This window comes from Dongia deserti, assembly GCF_003574735.1.
Taxonomy (GTDB): Bacteria; Pseudomonadota; Alphaproteobacteria; order Dongiales; family Dongiaceae; genus Dongia_A; species Dongia_A deserti.
In genome coordinates, this window is record NZ_QORW01000008.1 from 215,191 (window position 1) to 233,850 (window position 18,660).

19 protein-coding genes and 2 pseudogenes are annotated in these 18,660 nt (G+C 63.1%); 9 read left to right on the forward strand and 12 right to left on the reverse strand.

Annotated features, from left to right (window positions below):
* Positions 1–17 precede the first annotated feature (17 nt).
* The 9 genes from DTX69_RS30145 to grxD all read left to right on the forward strand — a co-directional run bounded on the left by DTX69_RS30145 (position 18) and on the right by grxD (position 6,658).
* Positions 18–323: a hypothetical protein gene (locus tag DTX69_RS30145; protein ID WP_162917184.1), complete on the forward strand. Its 306-nt coding sequence runs from the start codon at positions 18–20 to the stop codon at positions 321–323.
* Entirely contained in the window at positions 320–919 is a 600-nt protein-coding gene (locus DTX69_RS14670) for a DUF1007 family protein (protein ID WP_162917185.1), read from the forward strand. The genes DTX69_RS30145 and DTX69_RS14670 overlap by 4 nt, the downstream gene beginning before the upstream one ends.
* Positions 907–1,857, forward strand: a complete 951-nt coding sequence (locus tag DTX69_RS14675; RefSeq protein ID WP_119302282.1) for a nickel/cobalt transporter — start codon at positions 907–909, stop codon at positions 1,855–1,857. Before DTX69_RS14670 ends, DTX69_RS14675 begins: the two co-directional genes overlap by 13 nt.
* Positions 1,858–2,000: 143 nt before the next feature.
* Positions 2,001–2,765: a phosphoribosylaminoimidazolesuccinocarboxamide synthase gene (purC, locus tag DTX69_RS14680; RefSeq protein ID WP_119302283.1), complete on the forward strand. Its 765-nt coding sequence runs from the start codon at positions 2,001–2,003 to the stop codon at positions 2,763–2,765.
* A 24-nt stretch (positions 2,766–2,789) separates the two neighbouring features.
* Entirely contained in the window at positions 2,790–3,032 is a 243-nt protein-coding gene (gene purS, locus DTX69_RS14685) for a phosphoribosylformylglycinamidine synthase subunit PurS (protein WP_119284570.1), read from the forward strand.
* An 11-nt stretch (positions 3,033–3,043) separates the two neighbouring features.
* Positions 3,044–3,733: a phosphoribosylformylglycinamidine synthase subunit PurQ gene (gene purQ / locus DTX69_RS14690; protein ID WP_119302284.1), complete on the forward strand. Its 690-nt coding sequence runs from the start codon at positions 3,044–3,046 to the stop codon at positions 3,731–3,733.
* Positions 3,730–5,946, forward strand: coding sequence for a phosphoribosylformylglycinamidine synthase subunit PurL (purL, locus tag DTX69_RS14695; protein WP_284735775.1), 2,217 nt, complete (start codon positions 3,730–3,732; stop codon positions 5,944–5,946). Before purQ ends, purL begins: the two co-directional genes overlap by 4 nt.
* Before the next feature lie 2 nt (positions 5,947–5,948).
* Positions 5,949–6,188, forward strand: coding sequence for a BolA family protein (locus tag DTX69_RS14700; RefSeq protein ID WP_119302285.1), 240 nt, complete (start codon positions 5,949–5,951; stop codon positions 6,186–6,188).
* A 128-nt stretch (positions 6,189–6,316) separates the two neighbouring features.
* Positions 6,317–6,658, forward strand: coding sequence for a Grx4 family monothiol glutaredoxin (gene grxD, locus DTX69_RS14705; RefSeq protein ID WP_119302286.1), 342 nt, complete (start codon positions 6,317–6,319; stop codon positions 6,656–6,658).
* 774 nt (positions 6,659–7,432) lie between these two features.
* On the opposite strand, the gene DTX69_RS14715 is transcribed toward grxD, so the two are convergent.
* From DTX69_RS14715 to DTX69_RS14775, 12 genes and pseudogenes are all read right to left on the reverse strand, one after another.
* Complete coding sequence (locus DTX69_RS14715; RefSeq protein WP_119302359.1) at positions 7,433–8,212, reverse strand: DODA-type extradiol aromatic ring-opening family dioxygenase; 780 nt, start codon at positions 8,210–8,212, stop codon at positions 7,433–7,435.
* Positions 8,213–8,334: 122 nt separating this feature from the next.
* Positions 8,335–9,144: pseudogene (locus DTX69_RS30990) on the reverse strand (alpha/beta fold hydrolase); the annotation flags it as partial.
* The gene (locus DTX69_RS14730) at positions 9,128–10,057 is read right to left on the reverse strand and encodes an alpha/beta fold hydrolase (protein WP_119302290.1); all 930 of its coding nucleotides are present in this window, start codon (positions 10,055–10,057) and stop codon (positions 9,128–9,130) included. The pseudogene DTX69_RS30990 and the gene DTX69_RS14730, both read right to left, overlap by 17 nt.
* A 62-nt stretch (positions 10,058–10,119) precedes the next feature.
* The gene (locus DTX69_RS14735; protein WP_119302291.1) at positions 10,120–10,728 is read right to left on the reverse strand and encodes a gamma carbonic anhydrase family protein; all 609 of its coding nucleotides are present in this window, start codon (positions 10,726–10,728) and stop codon (positions 10,120–10,122) included.
* 126 nt (positions 10,729–10,854) lie between these two features.
* Positions 10,855–11,040 carry a JAB domain-containing protein gene (locus DTX69_RS14740; RefSeq protein WP_119302292.1) on the reverse strand — a complete coding sequence of 62 codons (186 nt, stop codon included), beginning with the start codon at positions 11,038–11,040 and terminating at the stop codon, positions 10,855–10,857.
* 373 nt (positions 11,041–11,413) lie between these two features.
* A pseudogene (locus DTX69_RS30995) lies at positions 11,414–11,686 on the reverse strand (transposase); the annotation flags it as partial.
* A gap of 58 nt (positions 11,687–11,744) precedes the next feature.
* Positions 11,745–13,634, reverse strand: coding sequence for a CocE/NonD family hydrolase (locus tag DTX69_RS14750; RefSeq protein WP_119302294.1), 1,890 nt, complete (start codon positions 13,632–13,634; stop codon positions 11,745–11,747).
* A 23-nt stretch (positions 13,635–13,657) separates the two neighbouring features.
* Positions 13,658–14,638, reverse strand: coding sequence for a dipeptidase (locus tag DTX69_RS14755; RefSeq protein ID WP_119302295.1), 981 nt, complete (start codon positions 14,636–14,638; stop codon positions 13,658–13,660).
* 38 nt (positions 14,639–14,676) lie between these two features.
* The gene (locus DTX69_RS14760; protein ID WP_284735777.1) at positions 14,677–15,666 is read right to left on the reverse strand and encodes an ABC transporter ATP-binding protein; all 990 of its coding nucleotides are present in this window, start codon (positions 15,664–15,666) and stop codon (positions 14,677–14,679) included.
* A gap of 25 nt (positions 15,667–15,691) precedes the next feature.
* Entirely contained in the window at positions 15,692–16,759 is a 1,068-nt protein-coding gene (locus tag DTX69_RS14765; RefSeq protein ID WP_322090891.1) for an oligopeptide/dipeptide ABC transporter ATP-binding protein, read from the reverse strand.
* Positions 16,756–17,709: an ABC transporter permease gene (locus DTX69_RS14770; RefSeq protein ID WP_119302297.1), complete on the reverse strand. Its 954-nt coding sequence runs from the start codon at positions 17,707–17,709 to the stop codon at positions 16,756–16,758. The genes DTX69_RS14765 and DTX69_RS14770 overlap by 4 nt, the downstream gene beginning before the upstream one ends.
* Positions 17,706–18,644 (reverse strand): ABC transporter permease, encoded by a 939-nt coding sequence (locus tag DTX69_RS14775; protein WP_119302298.1) that lies wholly within the window; start codon positions 18,642–18,644, stop codon positions 17,706–17,708. The genes DTX69_RS14770 and DTX69_RS14775 overlap by 4 nt, the downstream gene beginning before the upstream one ends.
* Between the last annotated feature and the right edge of the window lie 16 nt (positions 18,645–18,660).

Here is an 18,660-nt window from a genome sequence, read left to right on the forward strand (position 1 = left end):
AGACGCGGAGCTGAGAGATGAATGCTCGCCGGGAAGTGCTGCTCGGACTGGTGGCCGGTGCCGCCGGCTTTGGCCTGCTCTCGAGCCGTGCTTTCGCTTGGTATCTCGAAGAGATGACGCCGGATCAGGAAGCGGCCTTTCTCGAGGCCTGCCGTGCTGCGCCGGTCAAGCAGGCGGAGAATCATACCGGCCTCATTGCCGCTGCGCGCCAGAGCCTCGCACAGCGCATCGCCAACGGTCAGTTGCCGTCCGGTACGACCGAGCAGGTCGGCTGCCCGGTCTGCGGCTGCAGCTTCGTCGTGACTGCGGACGGGACGAATTGATCCGGCGATTTGCCGCTATCACGCTTGCTCTATCCTGCCTGGTCGCCGCCCAACCGGCGGCGGCGCATCCGCACGTGTTCATCGACAACAGGGTCACGTTCGTGTTCGACGGCGGGAAGGTTACTGCGCTGCGCCTCCACTGGGTGTTCGACGAGATCTTCAGCGATTCTCTGCTCGGCCAGTTCGATGCCGATGGCGACGGAACGTTTGACAAGCTGGAAAGCGGAGCTGTCGGAGAAGGCGTTCTGCCCAACCTGCAGATGTTCAACTACTTCACCTACATCTGGATCGACGGCAAGCAGCTCGATCCGATCAAACCGACCGATTTCATCGCGAGCGCGGATGACGCACGCATGGTGACGTTCCAGATGAAAGTGCCGCTGCCTCAACCCGTCGATCCGCGCACCGCTGCGGTGGCGGCAGAGATCTATGATCGCGAATACTACGTACAGGTGGATCTCGCCCAGCAGGACCCGGTGCTTCTCGAAAATGCCGATGGCGTTCCATGCAGCACCATGGTGCGCGATGATACGGAGAGCGCCTATTTCGGCGGTGTCATCATCCCGCAGGAGATTTCACTCCAATGTCGCCAATGAAGCGGCGCGTACTGCCGCTGGTTGCGCTGGTCGTGCTTCTGCTCTCGTGGCCCCTGATTGTTCACGCTCAGCAGGCCGCACCATTGTTCCCGCCGCCGAGCAGCGATGCCGCCGAGCCGGCTGAGCCTGCCGCATCGCCGTCGCTGTGGCGCCAGGCCGCCGGCTTCGTCGTTCGCACGGAAAGCCAGTTCAGCCGTCAGCTCAACAAGCAGCTGGGCGCGATCCGCCGCGGCGATGGTTCGACTGCGCTTTTGGCCGGCGTCCTCGCCGCCTTTCTCTACGGCATCTTTCACACGCTGGCCGTCGGTCACGGCAAGACCGTAGTGGTTGGCTACTTCCTGGGCAATCGCGCGCGACCCATGCATGGCATCGGGATGGCGAGCTGGATTGCAGTCAGCCACGTCATGGGCGCCGTCGTGGTCGCGCTCGTCGCGCACTGGATCCTCGCGCGCACCCTGATATCGCCGATCGAGCAGAATCACTGGATTCGCCTTGTCAGCTTCGGCGCCATCGCGCTGATCGGCGGCTGGATGCTGGCAGCGGCGTGGCGGCGCGTGCGCGGCACCGGCGACCATCATCACCACGACCATGATCACCATCATCACGGCGGTGGGGTAGGGCATCGACGCCTCCTGGCAGTGGCGGCAGGCTTCGTGCCGTGCTCCGGCGCCATCCTGATCCTGACCTTCGCCTTCGCGAACGGGATCCTGGGCAGCGGGCTGGTGATGGTGCTGGCGATCGCCCTCGGCATGGCGCTCACCCTGGCCGGGCTGGGCCTGGTCAGCATGCTGGTGCATCACCAGGTTTCGCTCCGGCTGGCGAGCCGCAGCACCGCGACCCGGTGGCTCGGCCTCCTCGGGCCGCTCCTCATTCTGATCATAGGTGGGTTGTTGTTTTTGGCCGAACTCTCGATCCTCATTGTCGGGTCAAGCGGCTGATTCACAAGCAAAATTTCCGTCTCGGCGAGTCGCGCTGCACCTGCGAGATTGATTGAGTTTCGAGGGGTCCCCTGCTAGAAGGATGCCGATTCCGACCTCGGCCCCCTTGGTTGGCCCCCTTTTTCAGAATTGGAGAGCCCCGGATGACCCGTCGCCGGCGCATTTACGAAGGCAAGGCGAAGGTCTTGTTTGAAGGTCCGGAGCCAGGGACCCTGGTCCAGTATTTCAAGGACGATGCGACGGCGTTCAACAATCAGAAGAAGGGGACGATCACTGGGAAGGGCGTCCTCAACAACCGCATCTCCGAATACCTGATGGTGAAGCTGGGCGAGATCGGCGTGCCGACGCATTTCGTACGCCGCCTCAACATGCGCGAGCAGCTGGTGCGCGAGGTGGAGATCATCCCGCTCGAGGTCGTGGTGCGCAACATCGTGGCCGGCTCGCTCGCCAAACGCTTCGGCATCCCGGAAGGGACGCAGCTGCCGCGCTCGATCATCGAGTACTATTACAAGTCGGATGAGCTCGGCGACCCGATGGTCTCGGAAGAGCACATCACGGCCTTCGGCTGGGCGACGCCGCAGGACATCGACGAGATGCTGTCGCTGGCCCTGCGCATAAATGATTTCCTGCTGGGGCTCTTCCTGGGCGTCGGCCTCAAGCTGGTCGATTTCAAGCTGGAGTTCGGCCGGCTGTACGAGAATGACGAGATGCGGATCGTGCTGGCGGACGAGATCAGCCCGGACAATTGCCGCCTGTGGGATGTGAAGACCAACGAGAAGCTGGACAAGGACCGCTTCCGCCGCGACCTCGGCAATGTCGAGGAAGCGTATCAGGAAGTGGCGCGGCGGCTCGGCATCTTCCCCGAAGGCGGACCGAGGGACATGAAGGGTCCCTCGACCATGCAGTGACTTGGATCAGGAGACAGACAAGACATGAAGGCGCGCGTTCACATCACCTTGAAATCCGGCGTGCTGGACCCGCAAGGCCGCGCGATCGCCCACGCGCTCGGCACCTTGGGGTTTGGCGGTGTCAATGACGTGCGCCAGGGCAAGTATATCGAGATCGACCTCAATGAGCGCGACAAGGCCAAGGCCAAGCAGCAGGTCGATCAGATGTGCGCCAAGCTGCTGGCAAACACCGTGATCGAGAATTACGCAATCGATCTCGTCGACTGACGGGGATACTCATGAAAGCTGCCATTGTCGTCTTCCCTGGCTCCAACCGGGAGCGGGATGCCGAAGCGGCTCTGACCCAGGCGATGGGCAAGAAGCCGCTCATGGTCTGGCACCGCGATACCGAGCTGCCGGATGTCGATCTCGTCCTGGTGCCGGGCGGTTTCTCCTACGGTGACTACCTGCGTTGCGGTGCCATCGCCGCGCATTCGCCGATTCTACGCGAGGTGAAGGCGCGTGCCGACAAGGGCATGGCGGTCATCGGCGTGTGCAACGGGTTCCAGATCATCACGGAGGCGGGGCTGCTGCCGGGCGTGCTGCTGCGCAATGCCAGTCTCAAGTTCGTCTGCAAGAATGTCCGGCTGAAGGTCGAGACCTCGCAGTCGCTGTTCACCAGCCAGTACGAGCAGGGCCAGGTGCTCAGCATCCCGGTCGCACATCACGACGGCAACTACTTTGCCGACGAGCGGACATTGGATGAGCTCGAGGCCAACGGGCAAGTGGCCTTCCGTTATTGCAGTCCCGACGGCGAGTTCGGCGACGAGCACAATCCAAACGGCTCAGCGCGCTATATCGCCGGCATCTTTAATCGGACCAAGAATGTGCTCGGCCTGATGCCGCATCCGGAGAACGCGATCGAGCCGCTGCAGGGCTCGACTGATGGCATCCCTCTGTTCAAGAGCATGGTGGAGGCGCTGTCGTGACCACTGCGACCGCCAAGATCACACCCAACATCATCGCAGACCACGGCCTCACTGGCGAGGAATACCAGCTGGTGCTGGAGATCATGGGCCGCGAGCCCACGATAACGGAGCTCGGCATCTTCTCCGTCATGTGGAGCGAGCATTGCTCCTACAAATCCTCGCGCGTGCATCTGAAGAAGCTGCCGACCAAGGCGCCCTGGGTGATCCAGGGCCCGGGCGAGAATGCCGGCGTCATCGACATCGGCGACGGCCAGGCCGCCATCTTCAAGATGGAAAGCCACAACCACCCGAGCTTCATCGAGCCGTATCAGGGCGCCGCCACCGGCGTCGGCGGCATCATGCGCGACGTCTTCACCATGGGCGCGCGGCCGATTGCCAACGTGAACGCGCTGCGTTTCGGCGAGCCGGATGATCCGAAGACGCGGCATCTGATCGCGGGTGTGGTTGCGGGCATCGGTGGCTACGGCAACTGCATGGGCGTGCCGACGGTGGCGGGCGAGGTGAATTTCCACGCCAGCTACAACGGCAACATCCTGGTGAATGCGATGACCGTGGGTCTCGCGCCCGCCGACAAGATCTTCTATTCGGCAGCGGCGGGCGTCGGGAATCCCGTCATCTATGTCGGCGCCAAGACCGGGCGCGACGGCATCCACGGTGCGACCATGGCCTCCGCCGAGTTTACCGAGGATTCGGAGGAGAAGCGCCCGACCGTACAGGTCGGTGACCCATTCACCGAGAAGCTGCTGCTGGAAGCCTGCCTCGAATTGATGGCGACCGACGCGATCGTTGCGATCCAGGACATGGGCGCAGCAGGCCTCACCTCGTCTTCGGTCGAGATGTCGTCCAAGGGCGGGCTCGGCATCGAGCTCGATCTCGACAAGGTACCGGTGCGCGAGACGCACATGACCGCCTACGAGATCATGCTCTCCGAATCCCAGGAGCGCATGCTGATGATCCTGAAGCCGGAGGCGATGGACAAGGCGCGCGCCATCTTCGAGAAGTGGGAGCTGGACTTCGCCGAGATCGGCCGCCTGACGGATACCGGCCACCTGGTGCTGAAGAAGAATGGCAAGGTCGAAGCCGACATGCCGGTGGCGCCTTTGGTGGAGAAGTCGCCGGTCTATCAGCGCCCCTATGTTCCGACCAAGCCGCAGGAGGATATCGATCCCGCATCGGTGCCGGCGCCGTCCGATTTGCTCGCGGCGCTGCGCACGCTGGTGGGCTCGGCGGATCTTTCTTCGCGCCGCTGGGTGTGGGAGCAGTACGATCACCTGATCATGGGCAATACTATGCAGCGCCCGGGCGGCGACGCTGCCGTCGTGCGCTTGCCTGATGCGAATGGCAAAGCCCTCGCGATCACCTCCGACTGCACGCCGCGCTACTGCTTCGCCGACCCGAAGCGCGGCGGCGCCCAGGCGGTGGCGGAGACCTGGCGCAACCTGACGGCGGTCGGTGCGACACCGCTGGCCATCACCGACAACATGAACTTCGGCAATCCGCAGCGGCCGGAGATCATGGGTCAGTTTGTCGGTTGCATCGAAGGCATGGCGGAGGCCTGCAGGGCGCTTGACTATCCCGTCATCTCCGGCAACGTCTCACTCTACAATGAGACCAACGGCAAGGGCATCCTGCCGACGCCCGTCATCGGCGGTGTTGGCGTCATCGCCGACGCGGCCAAGTCGGCGCTGATCGCCTTTCGTCAGCCCGGCGAAGTTATTCTGCTGGTCGGCGAGACAACGGGTCACGTGGGCCAGTCGATCTACCTGCGCGAGTTGCATGGACGGGAGGAGGGCGCACCGCCACCGATCGACCTTGCCGCAGAAAAACGCAACGGCGACTTCATCCGTACGCAAATTCTGGCGGGCAATGTGACGGCCTGTCATGATTGCTCCGATGGCGGCCTGCTAGTCGCGATCGCGGAGATGGCGATGGCCGGCGATCTGGGCGCTACCCTGCGCGCTCCTGAGAAGCTCTCGATGCCCGCGCACGCCTTCTGGTTCGGCGAGGACCAGGCGCGCTACGTCGCGACTGTCACCATGGGCGACGCCGATCGATTCCTCAATGAAGCCAAGAAGGCCGGTGTGCCGGTGACGGTGCTGGGCGAAACGGGCAGCGCCTCGTTGACGCTGGTCGACAACGGCACCATATCGGTCGCGGATCTCAAGGGCGCGCACGAGGCGTTTTTCCCGGATCTGATGAGCGCGGGGAGCTGATCATGGCAATGGAAGCAAGCGAGATCGCGCGTCTGATCAAGGAGGCGCTGCCGGATGCCGAGGTGAAGATCGAGGATCTGCGCGGCGACGGCGATCACTATGCCGCCCAGGTCGTTTCGGCGGCTTTTGCGGGAAAGACTCGCGTCCAGCAGCACCAGATGGTCTACGAGGCCCTGCGCGGGCGGATGGGCGACCAGCTCCACGCTCTGGCACTCCAGACCTCGGCGCCCAAAGCGGGTTAACCGCAACGAACTTGTGGTCTTGGAGTTAACCAAAGGGCGAGGCGGCAAGGCGCGCGATTGACAGGGCCGCGATTTGCCCTCATATGCGGGGTTAAGGAATTCGGCGAGCTTCGCCGCAGGAGATGAGAATGAGCGATAATCCGGTCTTCGACCGCATCCGTGACGATATCACCAGCAACGACGTGGTGCTCTACATGAAGGGCACGCCGGTCTTTCCGCAGTGCGGTTTCTCCGCGACGGTGGTTCAGGTGCTCTCGCACATCGGCGTGAAGTTCAAGGGCATCGACGTGCTGGCCGACCCGGGCCTGCGCCAGGGCATCAAGGACTTCGCCAGCTGGCCGACCATCCCGCAGCTCTATGTGAAGGGCGAGTTCGTCGGCGGCTGCGATATCATCCGCGAGATGTTCCAGAGCGGCGAGCTGCAGGAGCTGCTGAAGAGCAAGGGCGTCGCCGTCACCCAAGCGGCCTGATCGGCGTACCGGGTTTCGAGGCAAGGGCCGGGCGCATGCGCCGGCCCTTCCTCTTTCAGCGGTTTGCGCCGCCTTTGTCGCCGCGATCGTTTCCTCCGCCGCCATGTTGCCACCACCGACGCTGCCGTCGGTAGGCGTCCGGATTGCTGGCGCAAGCGGCAAGTGCAAGGGCCGGAAACACGAGCGATCCCAGAGACACCATCTGCAAGAGCCGGCGGCGTTCGAATGTCTGCTGATCCATCACACACCTGTTGAAAGCGGCGATATCACTGTGAAGTGGGTGGTAAGCTGCAACGTGCACGGGTGCGATACCATTGGTGCAACGCGGTCTTTGCCAGGGTCGGCACTGTGTATCATCGTGCGCGAGATGGTCTACCGGCGAATTGCAGGATCTGCTGAAGAGCACGGCGTCGCCGTCACCCAGGTCCTGATCGACACATCGGGTTTCCAGGCAAGAGCCGGCGCGTGCGCCGACCGGTTTTCAGTTCCGGCCGCCCCCGCCGCCACTCCTGTTTCCTACCGGAAAGGGCCGGTTAGGCCTCCGTATCGAAGTCGGGTGTCCGTTACACGCCGCCAGCATAGCGGCCGAAAATGCGAGCGATCCAAGGGTGAACAACTGCAATAAACGGCGACGTTTGACGATGCGGCTACCCATCATGCACCTGTTGAAAAGCGACGGTCGCCTGTGCATGTGGGTGTTGAGAAGCGCGGCCGCAACCCAAAGTCCGTGCCACTCGCCGCGACGCGGTCTTTCGCGGACCGGAATGGACGGGCCTACATCCCCCACCCATAGCTCGCCATGCCGAGGCTGCCGAGGGTGAAGCTGCCGTGCAGCTTGGTCGCGCCGCCGTCTTTGTGGCTGGCGCCGAGCGCGACGTAGAGCGGCATCAAATGATCCTCGGTCGGCTGCGCCATCGCGGCGACGTCGAGGCTGCGATAGTTGGCAAGCGCGGCGAGATCGTTCGCGGCTAGGGACTTGTCGAGCCAGTCCTGGAACTCAGATGCCCAGCGTGGCGTGCGGCCGCCATCCCACGAGACCTGCCGCAGGTTATGGACCGAGCCGCCGGATCCCAGGATCAGCACGCCTTCATCACGCAGCGGCGCGATGGCTTCGCCGAGCGCGATATGCTCGCGCGTGGACTTGCCGCGCAGCAGCGACATCTGGATCAGCGGGATCTCGCCGGCTGGCCACGCCAGCATCGTCGGCACCCAAACGCCATGATCGCGGCCGCGCTCCGTATCAAGGCGTGGATCATAACCCGCGGCACGCAGGAGTTCGGCCGCACGCTGCGCCACGTCCGGCGCGCCTGGCGCGTCATAGCTCAGCTCATAGAGCGCCTTCGGGAAGCCGGAGAAGTCGTGGATCGTGCCGAGCTGCGGCGCTGCGGTCAGGCTCGGCACCGGTGCTTCCCAATGCGCGGACACGCAGAGGATCGCTTTCGGCCGCGGCACCTTGCGCGCAAGTTCGATCAGGAAACGCCGCGCCGGCACATCGTCGAACGGCAAAGTCGGCGCGCCGTGCGAGACGAACAAAACTGGCATGCGTTCGGACATGATCATTCCAGGTGGTTCAATCGAAGGCGGTCAGCATAGGAGATAGCGCCATCTTTCGCTATGGGCTTAGCCTCGGCTCTTGAAGGTCTTGGTCGGTCCGCAGGGATCAGAAGCTAAGCTCATCGAGAAATTGGCGGAGCCTAAAAATGACGGCCGCAGGGTTCTCAAAAGGCGCGACATGACCCGCGTCAGGAACTATCTCGAACCTTGCGCCGGGTATCTGGTCGGCCATCGCCTGCATCGAGGCGCGAGGCGTCCGCGCGTCACATTCCCCGATGAGAAGCAGTGTCGGCACACTCGCGAGCGTCCGCAGTACCGGCGCGCTGTCGGGCCGGTCGCGCATGGCCTCCAGCGCTCCAACGATCCCGTTTCGGGGCGTGCGCTCCATCATCTCTCGAAGCTGCTTCCTCACCTCATCCGGCGCGCTTTCGGCCAGGAACTTTGCCGCGAGTTCGTCCGCAAGCGCATTTGAACCGCCGTCCAGCGCGCGAGCGATCATGACGTTGCGCCTCGCCCGTCGCTCCGGAGAGTCCCGCCTCCGCACGCGCATCCATGATGACAAGTCCCGCCACGCGCTCACGATGCCGACGGAGGAACTCGAAGGCGATGTAGCCACCCATGCTCAGCGCACAGACTACCGTCCGCCCGACACCCAAAGCGTCGAGCAAGGCCGCGAGGTCGTCAGCGTAGGTCGCCATGCTGTAGCCGCGCTCAGGTGCTGTGCTCAGGCCTGCGCCGCGAAGGTCAGGCGCGATCCGTCGCCAGCCTTCGAGCGCCGCGACGTGGCTGCGCCACAGCGCGCGGTCGAGCATGAATCCATGGATGAACACTATCGCCGGGCCTTCGCCCACGTCGTCGTAGGCGAGGCGGACGCCGTTCACTTCGCGGTACCGGAGATCGGGCACGGCGGCGACGCTACGGTCGGAGCACATGACCGCTAGCGTGATCGGACGAATCCGCGGGGGAGACTCCCGTTTGTTCGCTTTCACGTTGGGTATGCCTGATGAAATCGAGCATGAGCGACACGGCCGCGCCCGCGTGCGTCTCGAGCAGGAGGTGGCCGGCGTCAAAAACGTGGGCTTCCATCCTGGGCAGAGCCCGCATCCACGACAGGATCTCGGCGAGATCGAAGAATGCATCGTGCCTTCCCCAGAGCATCAGGGAAGGCGGCTGCCAGCGCGCGAGATATTCGGCGATGGCATCGAACCGGGCAACGTAGTTCGCATAGTCCGCGATGAGCGTACGCTGCGTGTCGATCCGGCCCGGCAAGCACATCACCCGCCAGTCCTCCTCCCAGCTTTCGGCCGGGATCCGCGCGGCCACGTCCGGCGGGACACCGGCGAGATACTGGTCGCGCGTGCCCTCGAATGTCAGATGCGCAGTCGCCGCCGCCTCGTTTTCCGGGTTCGGCTGCCACCAGTAGGCCAGCGTCCCGGCCCATTGCGGCCCGAACCCCGTTGGATGAGCGTTGGCGTTCTGGACGATCAGGCCCAAAACGCGCTCTGGCGCCTGCATGGCGATATGGAAACCCACTGGAGCCCCGAAGTCATGAAGGTAGATATAGCGCGGGCCGATCGCGAGCTGGTCCAGCAGCTCCGAGATCGCCTGACCGAAGGCAGGGAACGAGACCTCCGGCAGGACGTCCGACTCGCCAAAGCCAGGCAGATCGGGCGCAATCACGTACGCGGCCTGCGACAGCTCGGGCACGACCTTCCGAAACGTTCGCGCGGAGCTCGGAAATCCATGCACGAGCAGCACGGCGGGTTTGGACGCCTCACCTGCCGTGATGAAGGACAACTCCGTGCCGCCAGACAGGCGAAGTCGTTGCCGGGTCGCCGGGCGCATGTCCGGACTCCTCTCCTCGATCGTCTGATCGCTCGCAAGCGGCGCGACGGGAGCCGCGCGTGCTACACCTCCCGGTCGTCGCGATGATCGGCGAGCTCGCTCGTCACGCGCCGGGTGACCTCGTTCATGTCCATGTCCACGCCGCTGCCGGCTTGGCGCTCCAGGCCGTAGACTTCTTCGGCGAAGTTCATCCTAGCGAGGATCACGTCGATGTCCTCGTGCTTGTCGGGCGGGAACAGCTGGGCGGGATCGCCGACCGCCACCCATTTGATCGGGACAAGCGAGTTCGGCGGCAGGACGCTGCGCACGTGGACCACGCCATCGATGCGGACCTCTGTGCGCCGCCCAATGACCGCGCCTTGATAGATCTTAACTCCCGTCGCCAGGAAGCACTCGTCCTCGACGATGCAGCCCTTGAGCGAAGATTGCGGCCCGATCAGGACATGGTCGCCGATCTCGACGGCGTTCCGGCTTGTGCTGCGGATGTTGAGGTTCTCGCGGACGACGCACTGGGCGCCGATCCGCACCGGCGCGCCGTGCGCCTCGATCACCGCTCCGAATGAGACGTGCGTGCGTGGCCCGATCGTCACATCGCCGCAGATCACCGCCGTCGAGGCCACATGGGCGGTGGGATCGATGTTCGGCCGCTTGCCCTGATGCTCGATAAGCATTGGTGGACATGAAGGATATTGACTGAACGGTTCAACAGGCGAGACCGGTGCGCGTTCCGCCGCGCTGAGGTGAATTGACCACGCGATTGGTCGGAACGGCGCAGTCAAGGCTAGCGCGAACGGGGCCTACTTCCAGCCATCGATCACGCGCAGCGAGCGCAGGGAGCAATGGCCTTTGCGCCCGATGATGATGTGGTCGTGCAGGGCGACGCCGACGGCATCGAGTGCCTTGCGCACCTCGCGGGTCAACGCGATGTCGTCGCGCGAGGGCGAAGGGTCGCCGGTCGGGTGGTTGTGCGGCAGACTACTCATGCTTCCATCTAATTGATAATATTGGAATTTTTGACCACTTGGTTCTGATGGGGCCGGAGATTGGAGGCGGTAAACCTTGACGCTTCGTGATCATTCCGCTGCTTCACGCTCGTTCCCATTCAGAGTTTTTACAGCACGACGGGTCATGAGATTTTCTTCGATCCAAGCATCCAACTCCGGCCGCACGTCCGACCTCAAGGATGATGGACCGATTTTCACCGTATGCCAAACGTACCCCTGGCGAAACAGTCCTCGATCGCGATCGTAAACCTCTTCGAGAGTAACGAAACACCTGACGGCAAGCATGCGGAATAGGACGCGACTTGAGAGATCGTCAAGCGCACGAGACAGCCATCTCGGTCGCATGCCAGGGTGCGCGCACGACAGGCGTATCGATCATCTGCACACTTCCGCGTCATGAGCGGCGGTCAGCGCAATCCATGAGGGCTGCCCGCCGCCAGCCGACGAGGCGGTTGTAGCAAGCCGTCGGATCCTGCGGCAGATCGCGCCAAGGTGCGCCTGACCGGAGGCTCCAGAAGATGCCGCTAAGGATGCGCCGATCCATATGGGGCACACCGCATGGTTTGCGGAGCGTCGGATTGTGTGCCGAGCTTGAATCACGGCCAGCCCTTTGGCGGTGGCAGATCTCGCGCAAGCCGACCTCTTAGCCGAACTCTTCAAACGGCAACGGCAATATCGTTCGACTATCCCGATATCACAGGTATGAGGAGGTGTGACGAATACTCGCCACCGCGGAAGATGGTTTGTGTTGGCTTGATCGATGGCCCAGGTGATCCCCCGCGATTTCGATTGCGCTGAAACTTGGGAAAGTCGGCGGAGGAAATATCCAGGCGGAGGCGGTGGCCGGCGGCAAACCGGTTGGCTGTCGCCCACATATCCACCTCAAAGCGATAGACGACGCCAGGGCGCAGCGCCGCCGGCTCGGCGCCACGATAGCGTGTCCGCAGCACGCCGCTCTGGAGCTGGATTGCCCGTCCATCCGGAAAGACATCGCTGATGCGCCCATAGAAGTCGGTTTCGACCGCGGATGAGCTCGCGTAGAGAATGAGTCTGATCGGACCCACGACGTCCAGATCATCGATCAGGACAGCGGTCGTGTAGCTCAGGACGTCCGAACGCCGCTGGACCGCGGCAATGTCGACGCTGCCGGCTCGGTGCACGTGAGACAGAATGCTCCCGCCCATCGTCGGGGTTGGATCGTCTGGGTCATAGATGTAGCTATCTGACGCCCTCGGCCCTGCGGCAGGGCTCCACGCAAGGGTTCCGGCCGACCCAAGATAGAGCTGTCGCACTTGGGATTGCTGTGGCGGCCAGGTCGAAGAGGTGCGCCATTCGTTCGCGCCCATCAGGTAATAGGTCACGGGCGGAATCTCACCGACAGTTCCTCCCTGCACGGCACTGTACCAGAAATGAAGCAAGTCGAGGTTCTCGGCCGTTCGGTGGGTCCGCTGAAGGGCAGGGACGTCTCTTTCCCCTTCATGGTACCCAGGCGCATTGTGGGCGCTCGGCGTGATTAGCAGCCGGCTTTGCGTGCGCACGCCAGCGGTACCGTTCTGACAAAGCTGCTCCCAGCTGAACAGTGTGTCGCCCAGGCACCAGTCGTACCATCCCGTGATAAACATGGCCGGCGCCCGGAGAGCACTGCAGAGTTGCTGCGCGCTGGATCTCGGATAGAGCAACGCATCCGGGTCGACGTCGTGGCCGAACAGGGCATTGAGCCTAGTCGTGCTATCGAACGTGATGCTGTCCTCGCCCAGGGCGGTCTTGAGCAGTTCGGCGCGTTTCTTCGGCTCGAGACTATTGTAGTACTTCCATAACCAGCTCTTTCGTTCCTGGGCGGGTACGTCGATCAGAGCGGGACAATACTCAAGCAGGACTGCAGGCAGCGGCACGTCCATTGGCTCATTGAAGTAGCCCGTCGCCAGCGTCTCCTCTTTCATCCGAGCTTCCATCTCGGCATAGGAGATCGGGACCTTGTCCTTGCCTTTCCCGATTGTGCGCGAATAGGCGTTGAGAAACATGTGGAACCGCACACCGTGGCTGGGCGCCAACCCGAGGCCGGCCACCTCTGGCGCAATGGCCGTCATCTTCGGATGGGCTGCCATGCAGAACTGGGTGCCACCGTCATATGAGCCGCCCATCGAACCGATGAACCCGTTGCACCAGGATTGATGGGTTATCCACTCAACGAAATCGAAGCTGTCCTCCCACTCGTAGACATAGAAGTCCCAGGTATCAGGTTCGCTGTCGCCGGTACCTCGCACATCCTGACAGATCACCACATAGCCGCGCTGACACAGCGCAGTCGAGATCGCCTCATACCGACTGCGGCCATAGGGGCTGCGAACGGCAACGCAGGGTGCAGGGGTGCTTGGCGGCAGATGCAAATACGTTGCAAGGCGGACGCCGTCGCGCATTGCCACCCATTGCGTTGCACGCTTGATCGCCGATTCCGGGTAGATGGGCGGTGTTTCCACCTCGCCGGCCAGCACCGCGGCAAAGCCAGGCGCGGCGATCTTCAGCTGGAGCTGCGGAGAGTCAGCCCTCTGCTCCGGAAGCTGCTGTTTGTGCATGGCGTCCTGTCCTGCTACCGATGCTAGGCACCCCAGATCTCTGCAAACACGCGCAAGAAATTTTCCCCCAGCACGTTCGTGACATCGCTTGCCGAGAAGCCGCGTGCCCTGAGAGCGGAGGCGACGTTTCCGGCCTCCGCGTGGCTGGAAATGCCGATCGGGAACTGCCAGGGCGGCATGGGGACATAGCGTTCGTCGTAGCCATAATAGATGTAGTCGTCGGCATCCTCCTCCGCGAAGTCGAAGCCAAGGCCGACATGAGCGATGCCGACAAGGTCGGCCACGTAGGCGGCATGATCGATAAGCATCTCGAGCGTCGGCTGACCCACCCTGGTGAGGAAGAACGGTACGGCGCAGATGCCGATGACCCCGCCTGAGGCGGCGACCGCCTTGATGAGATCGTCCGGGACGTTCCTCGGCGTGTCCATAAGGGCGCGTGCGTTGGCGTGTGTGACGACCACAGGTCTGGTCGCAACCTCGGTTGTTTCTAGCGCGGTGCGATTGCCTGCATGCGCGAGGTCGACCGCCACACGAAGCGCTTCCATGCGACGGATGACTTGCTTTCCGAACTTGCTTAGGCCGGCATCGGTCGGCTCGAAGCACCCGTCACCCAATCGGTTGCGAGCATTGTATGTCAGTTGCATAACCCGCAGACCTGCGGCGTGAAACACATTGATGAAATCCAGCTCGTCCTCGATCGGGTCAGCGCCCTGGAAGTGGAGCACCATTGCAGTCTCGCCCGCGCGCTTCGCGGCGCGTATGTCGGAGACTGACCGCGCAATCCGGATCTTCTGGCTGCCGCTTCTTTCGATCTCGAGCCACTTCCCGATCACTTCCATTGTGGTCCGAAAGTCCTCAATGGCGCCCGCGGACGTAAGGAGCGCATCGATGCCGCCGGCCTGGACTGCCGGCAGTCGTCGACTGAGCTCCCTGGGCTGCAGCAGTGGCGCGGTGGCATCGAGGTAGATCGCGTGACTTGGATGGGACTGGGAGGTGACTGACATGCTCCGTGACTCTCCTTTTACATTACCCTGCTGCGCCTTCAGCATGAGGGTTTGCCCTCGTCCGCGAGCCAGCAGCGCGCCGACCGGCCGGGTCCGACCGAGAAGGCCGGGGGGCGCTCCGTCCGGCAGGTCTCGATGCGATCCTGGCATCGATCGAAGAAGGCGCAGCCGGCAGGCAGGCGCGCAAGATCCGGCGGTCGGCCGCCGATCGTAGTCAGCCCCTGGGGCAGTTTCCTGTCGATGCGCGGCAGTGCGCTGAGCAGTGCGCGCGTGTAGGGATGCTTTGGCTGGTGGAAGAGTTCGGCTGTGGGACCTTCTTCCACGATGCGGCCGGCATACATGACGAGAACCCGCGAGCAAAACCGGGAGACGAGCGCAATATTGTGCGAAATCAGAAGAATGGCAGTACCGGTTTCGGCATTCATGCTGCGCAGCAGATCCATGATTTGTGCCTGAACCGTCACGTCGAGAGCAGTGGTGGGCTCATCTGCAATCAAGAGCTTCGGACGGTTTGCCATGCCGATTGCGATCATCACCCTTTGCCGCATCCCGCCTGAGTATTGGTGCGGGTAGTCGCGGACACGTCGTTGCGGATCGGGAATGCTGACGGAGCGCAACATGTCGACCGACTGCTGCCAGGAATCGGCGGCCGGGTGATGCGCCTCGATCGTCTCCGCCACTTGGCGGCCGACGCGTAAGACGGGATTCAGCGAAGTCGACGGATCCTGGAAGATCATGCCGACCTCGTTTCCCCGCACTTGGCGCATCTCCCGTTCCGACAGCTGAAGAAGATCGCGTCCAGCTAGGGAAATCCGGCCACTTGCGATGCGACCCGGCCGGGGAACGAGCTGCATGATCGAGAGCGCCAGCATCGATTTGCCGGAGCCAGACTCTCCCACAATCCCGACCGCTTCACCGGCACGAACGGAGAGTGTCACGCTATCCACCGCTTTGACCATGCCGCGCGCCGTTGGGATCTCAACGTGAAGATCCGCGATGTCGAGCAGTTGGGACTGGATCTTGGTCATTGTCGGTTCGCCCGCCATTGCGTCTTCATCCGCTGGTGACACTAGAATTGGCGCAGTGGTCGTTCGTGCCGCTGGCGCGAAGTTCCGCGGAAAAATGACAGGCGGCCCGTTGCTGTGGACCTCCAGCCAGCACGGGCTCCTCCGTCGTGCAGATTGCGGGGTCGCCGAGCTTCCGGCGCAACCAGCACCTGGTATGGAAGCGGCACCCGCTTGGCACATTGGCCGGGGAAGGCGGATCGCCTGCGAGCAACACTGGTTGTTCGACCGCGGCGCCAGCCTCGGCCAAGGTCGGGACAGCTGAAAGCAGTGCGACGGTGTAGGGGTGGCCTGGCGAGCGGAACAAGGTATCCGTTTCAGCCAATTCCACGATCCTGCCGAGATACATCACCGCGACACGCGTTGCGATCTGTCGCACCACCGCAAGGTCATGCGAAATGAAGACGTAGGTCAGCAGGAGCTCCGCCTGAAGGTTCAGTAGGAGATTCACGATCTGCGCCTGGATCGAGACGTCGAGCGAGCTCAAGGGCTCGTCACAGATCACCAGGCGAGGATCAGCCGCGAGGGCGCGGGCAATTCCGATACGCTGTCGCTGGCCGCCGCTGAATTCTCTTGGCAGCCTCGCGGCCATTTCGCCACTGAGCCCGACCATCTCCAGGAGTTCGGCGACTCGCCGTCTGCGAGCGGCGGCATTCACACCGGCTATGCGCATGGGCTCGCCTACGATCTCGCCGACACGCTGGCGTGGATCCAGGCTGGCATAGGGATCCTGGAAGATCATCTGCAGATGCCGCCGAGCGACGCGCAGCCTGCGTTGGCTAAGCCGCGTGAGATCGGTGCCGGCGAACACCACCCTTCCTTTGGTTGGTCGCTGCAGGAGAGTGATGGCGCGCCCAAGCGTCGTCTTGCCGCATCCGCTTTCTCCCACAACGGCAAGCGTCTCACCCGCGACCACGTCGAGATCGACCCCATCGACCGCCCGCACGCCATTGTCAAAGTGGACGTGCAGATCAAGGACCTGGAGCAATGGCCCGATTTGCGCCATGGTCGCTTGGCTTCCCTGCGCCAGCGGCGCGCGTTTCAGCACCATCGTCATGCCTTCTGTGCTCCGGCTAGTGCCGGATCGAATATGTCGCGAAGCGCGTCGCCTATGACATTGAGCGAAAGCAGGGTCAGCCCAATAGCGAGTGCGGGACAGATAAGGAGATGCGGGTAAGACTGGATGGACTGTGCTCCGGTGGCAATCATGGTTCCCCAGCTGGGCGTCGGGGGATCGACGCCGATGCCGATGAAGCTGAGACCGGCCTCCAGCAGAATTGCATTGGGCACCACGAGCGTGACCGCGACCAGGATGACTGGGATGGTGTTGGGCAGCAAGTGCGTGCGGATGATGAACCAGTCCGACGCACCGGAGAGCCGGCACGCCAATACGTACTCGGCGTGCTTGAGCGACAGGACTTGGGAACGGACAAGGCGCGAGGTCGTGAGCCAACCGGTGAGGCCCAAGGTCAGGAGAACGCCGAGCATGCCTCCGGACAGACGATATGCCTCGACCAGCGGTGCCAGAAATCCGTTTGCCTCGCCGCTCAGCTGCCCCTTCACCAGGGCCGCCATGAGAATGGCGAAGAGCGTTTCGGGAAAGGCGTACATGCTGTCCACAAAACGCATCACGATGCTGTCGGTCACCCCGCCGAGATAGGCGGAGATCGTCCCGACCATCACGCCGATTGCGATGGCAATGAGTGTCGTGGCGACAGCAACGACCAGCGACACGCGCGCCCCAACCGCGATGCGTGCGAGCACGTCGCGACCGAGCTCGTCCGTTCCGAGCCAGTGCTGCAGCGTGGGCAACTCATTCCGATGCAGCACGTCCTGCCGGTAGGCGTCGTAGGGGAGAAGCGGTGCAAGAATGGCCAGCCCGACTATAAGGACGAGGAAGGCGAGGCTGGCCGTCAAACCCGGGTTGTGAACGATCTGCCGTCCCAAGTGCCAGGCGTGCCGGGTGGCACCGCCGCCGTTCCGGTAGTCGGCATCGAGCGTGCTCATCGCGCATGCTCCGTGCGGACCCTCGGATCGAGCAGGTAATAGCTCAGGTCGACGATCAAGTTGATGACAATGACGAACAGCGCGTAGATGAGGGTCGTGCCGATGATGACGGGATAATCGCGGGCGGCGACGGCAAGCACGAAATACCGCCCGAAGCCCGGTATGCCGGCAATGGATTCCACGAAGAACGACCCCACCAGGATGTAAGAGGTATACGCGCCGACCACCGTGACGGCCGGGATCAGGGCGTTGCGTCCCATGTGGTGGACGATGATGGTCATCGGCCGCAGGCCTTTCGCACGTGCAGTCCTGATGAAGTCCAGGTTCATGACTTCGAGCATGCTGGTGCGGAAGCACCGGATCACTGCCGCGAGAGGGGCGAGCGCCAGCGAGAATACCGGGACCAGCGACGAGGCCGAGAACAGGCCCTTCCAACCGAAGGTCGGCACCCAGCCGAGGCCGACCCCAAACGCGACGATCAGGATCGAGGTGACGACATAGGTGGGCATCGAGATCCCGAGTGTACTGATGACCCGGATCGCTCCATCGACCGCGGGATGCCGGCTCAGCGCCGCCAGTGCCCCGAATGGCAGGCCAAGCAGCACGGCCAGCAACATCGCGGCGCCGCCGAGCTTCAGCGATACGGGAAGGAACTGTGCGACGATATCGGCGACACTCTTCGTCCGGTCCCGGAACGACGGGCCGAAGTCGCCGCGCAGCGCGCCAGCTAGGTAGTCGACGTACTGGACGTACAGCGGATCATCGAGATGGTACTTGGCGTCCAGTCTTGCCTTCACGGCGGGCTCGAGCGGCCGGTTTGAGCTCGAATCCCAGGGTGACCCTGGCGTCGCATGCGCGATGAAGAACACGAGCGTAAAGGAGATCAGCAGGGTCGGAATGCCAGCCAGCAGGCGCTTACAGAAGTATGAGAGCATGTGGCATTCCGTCCCG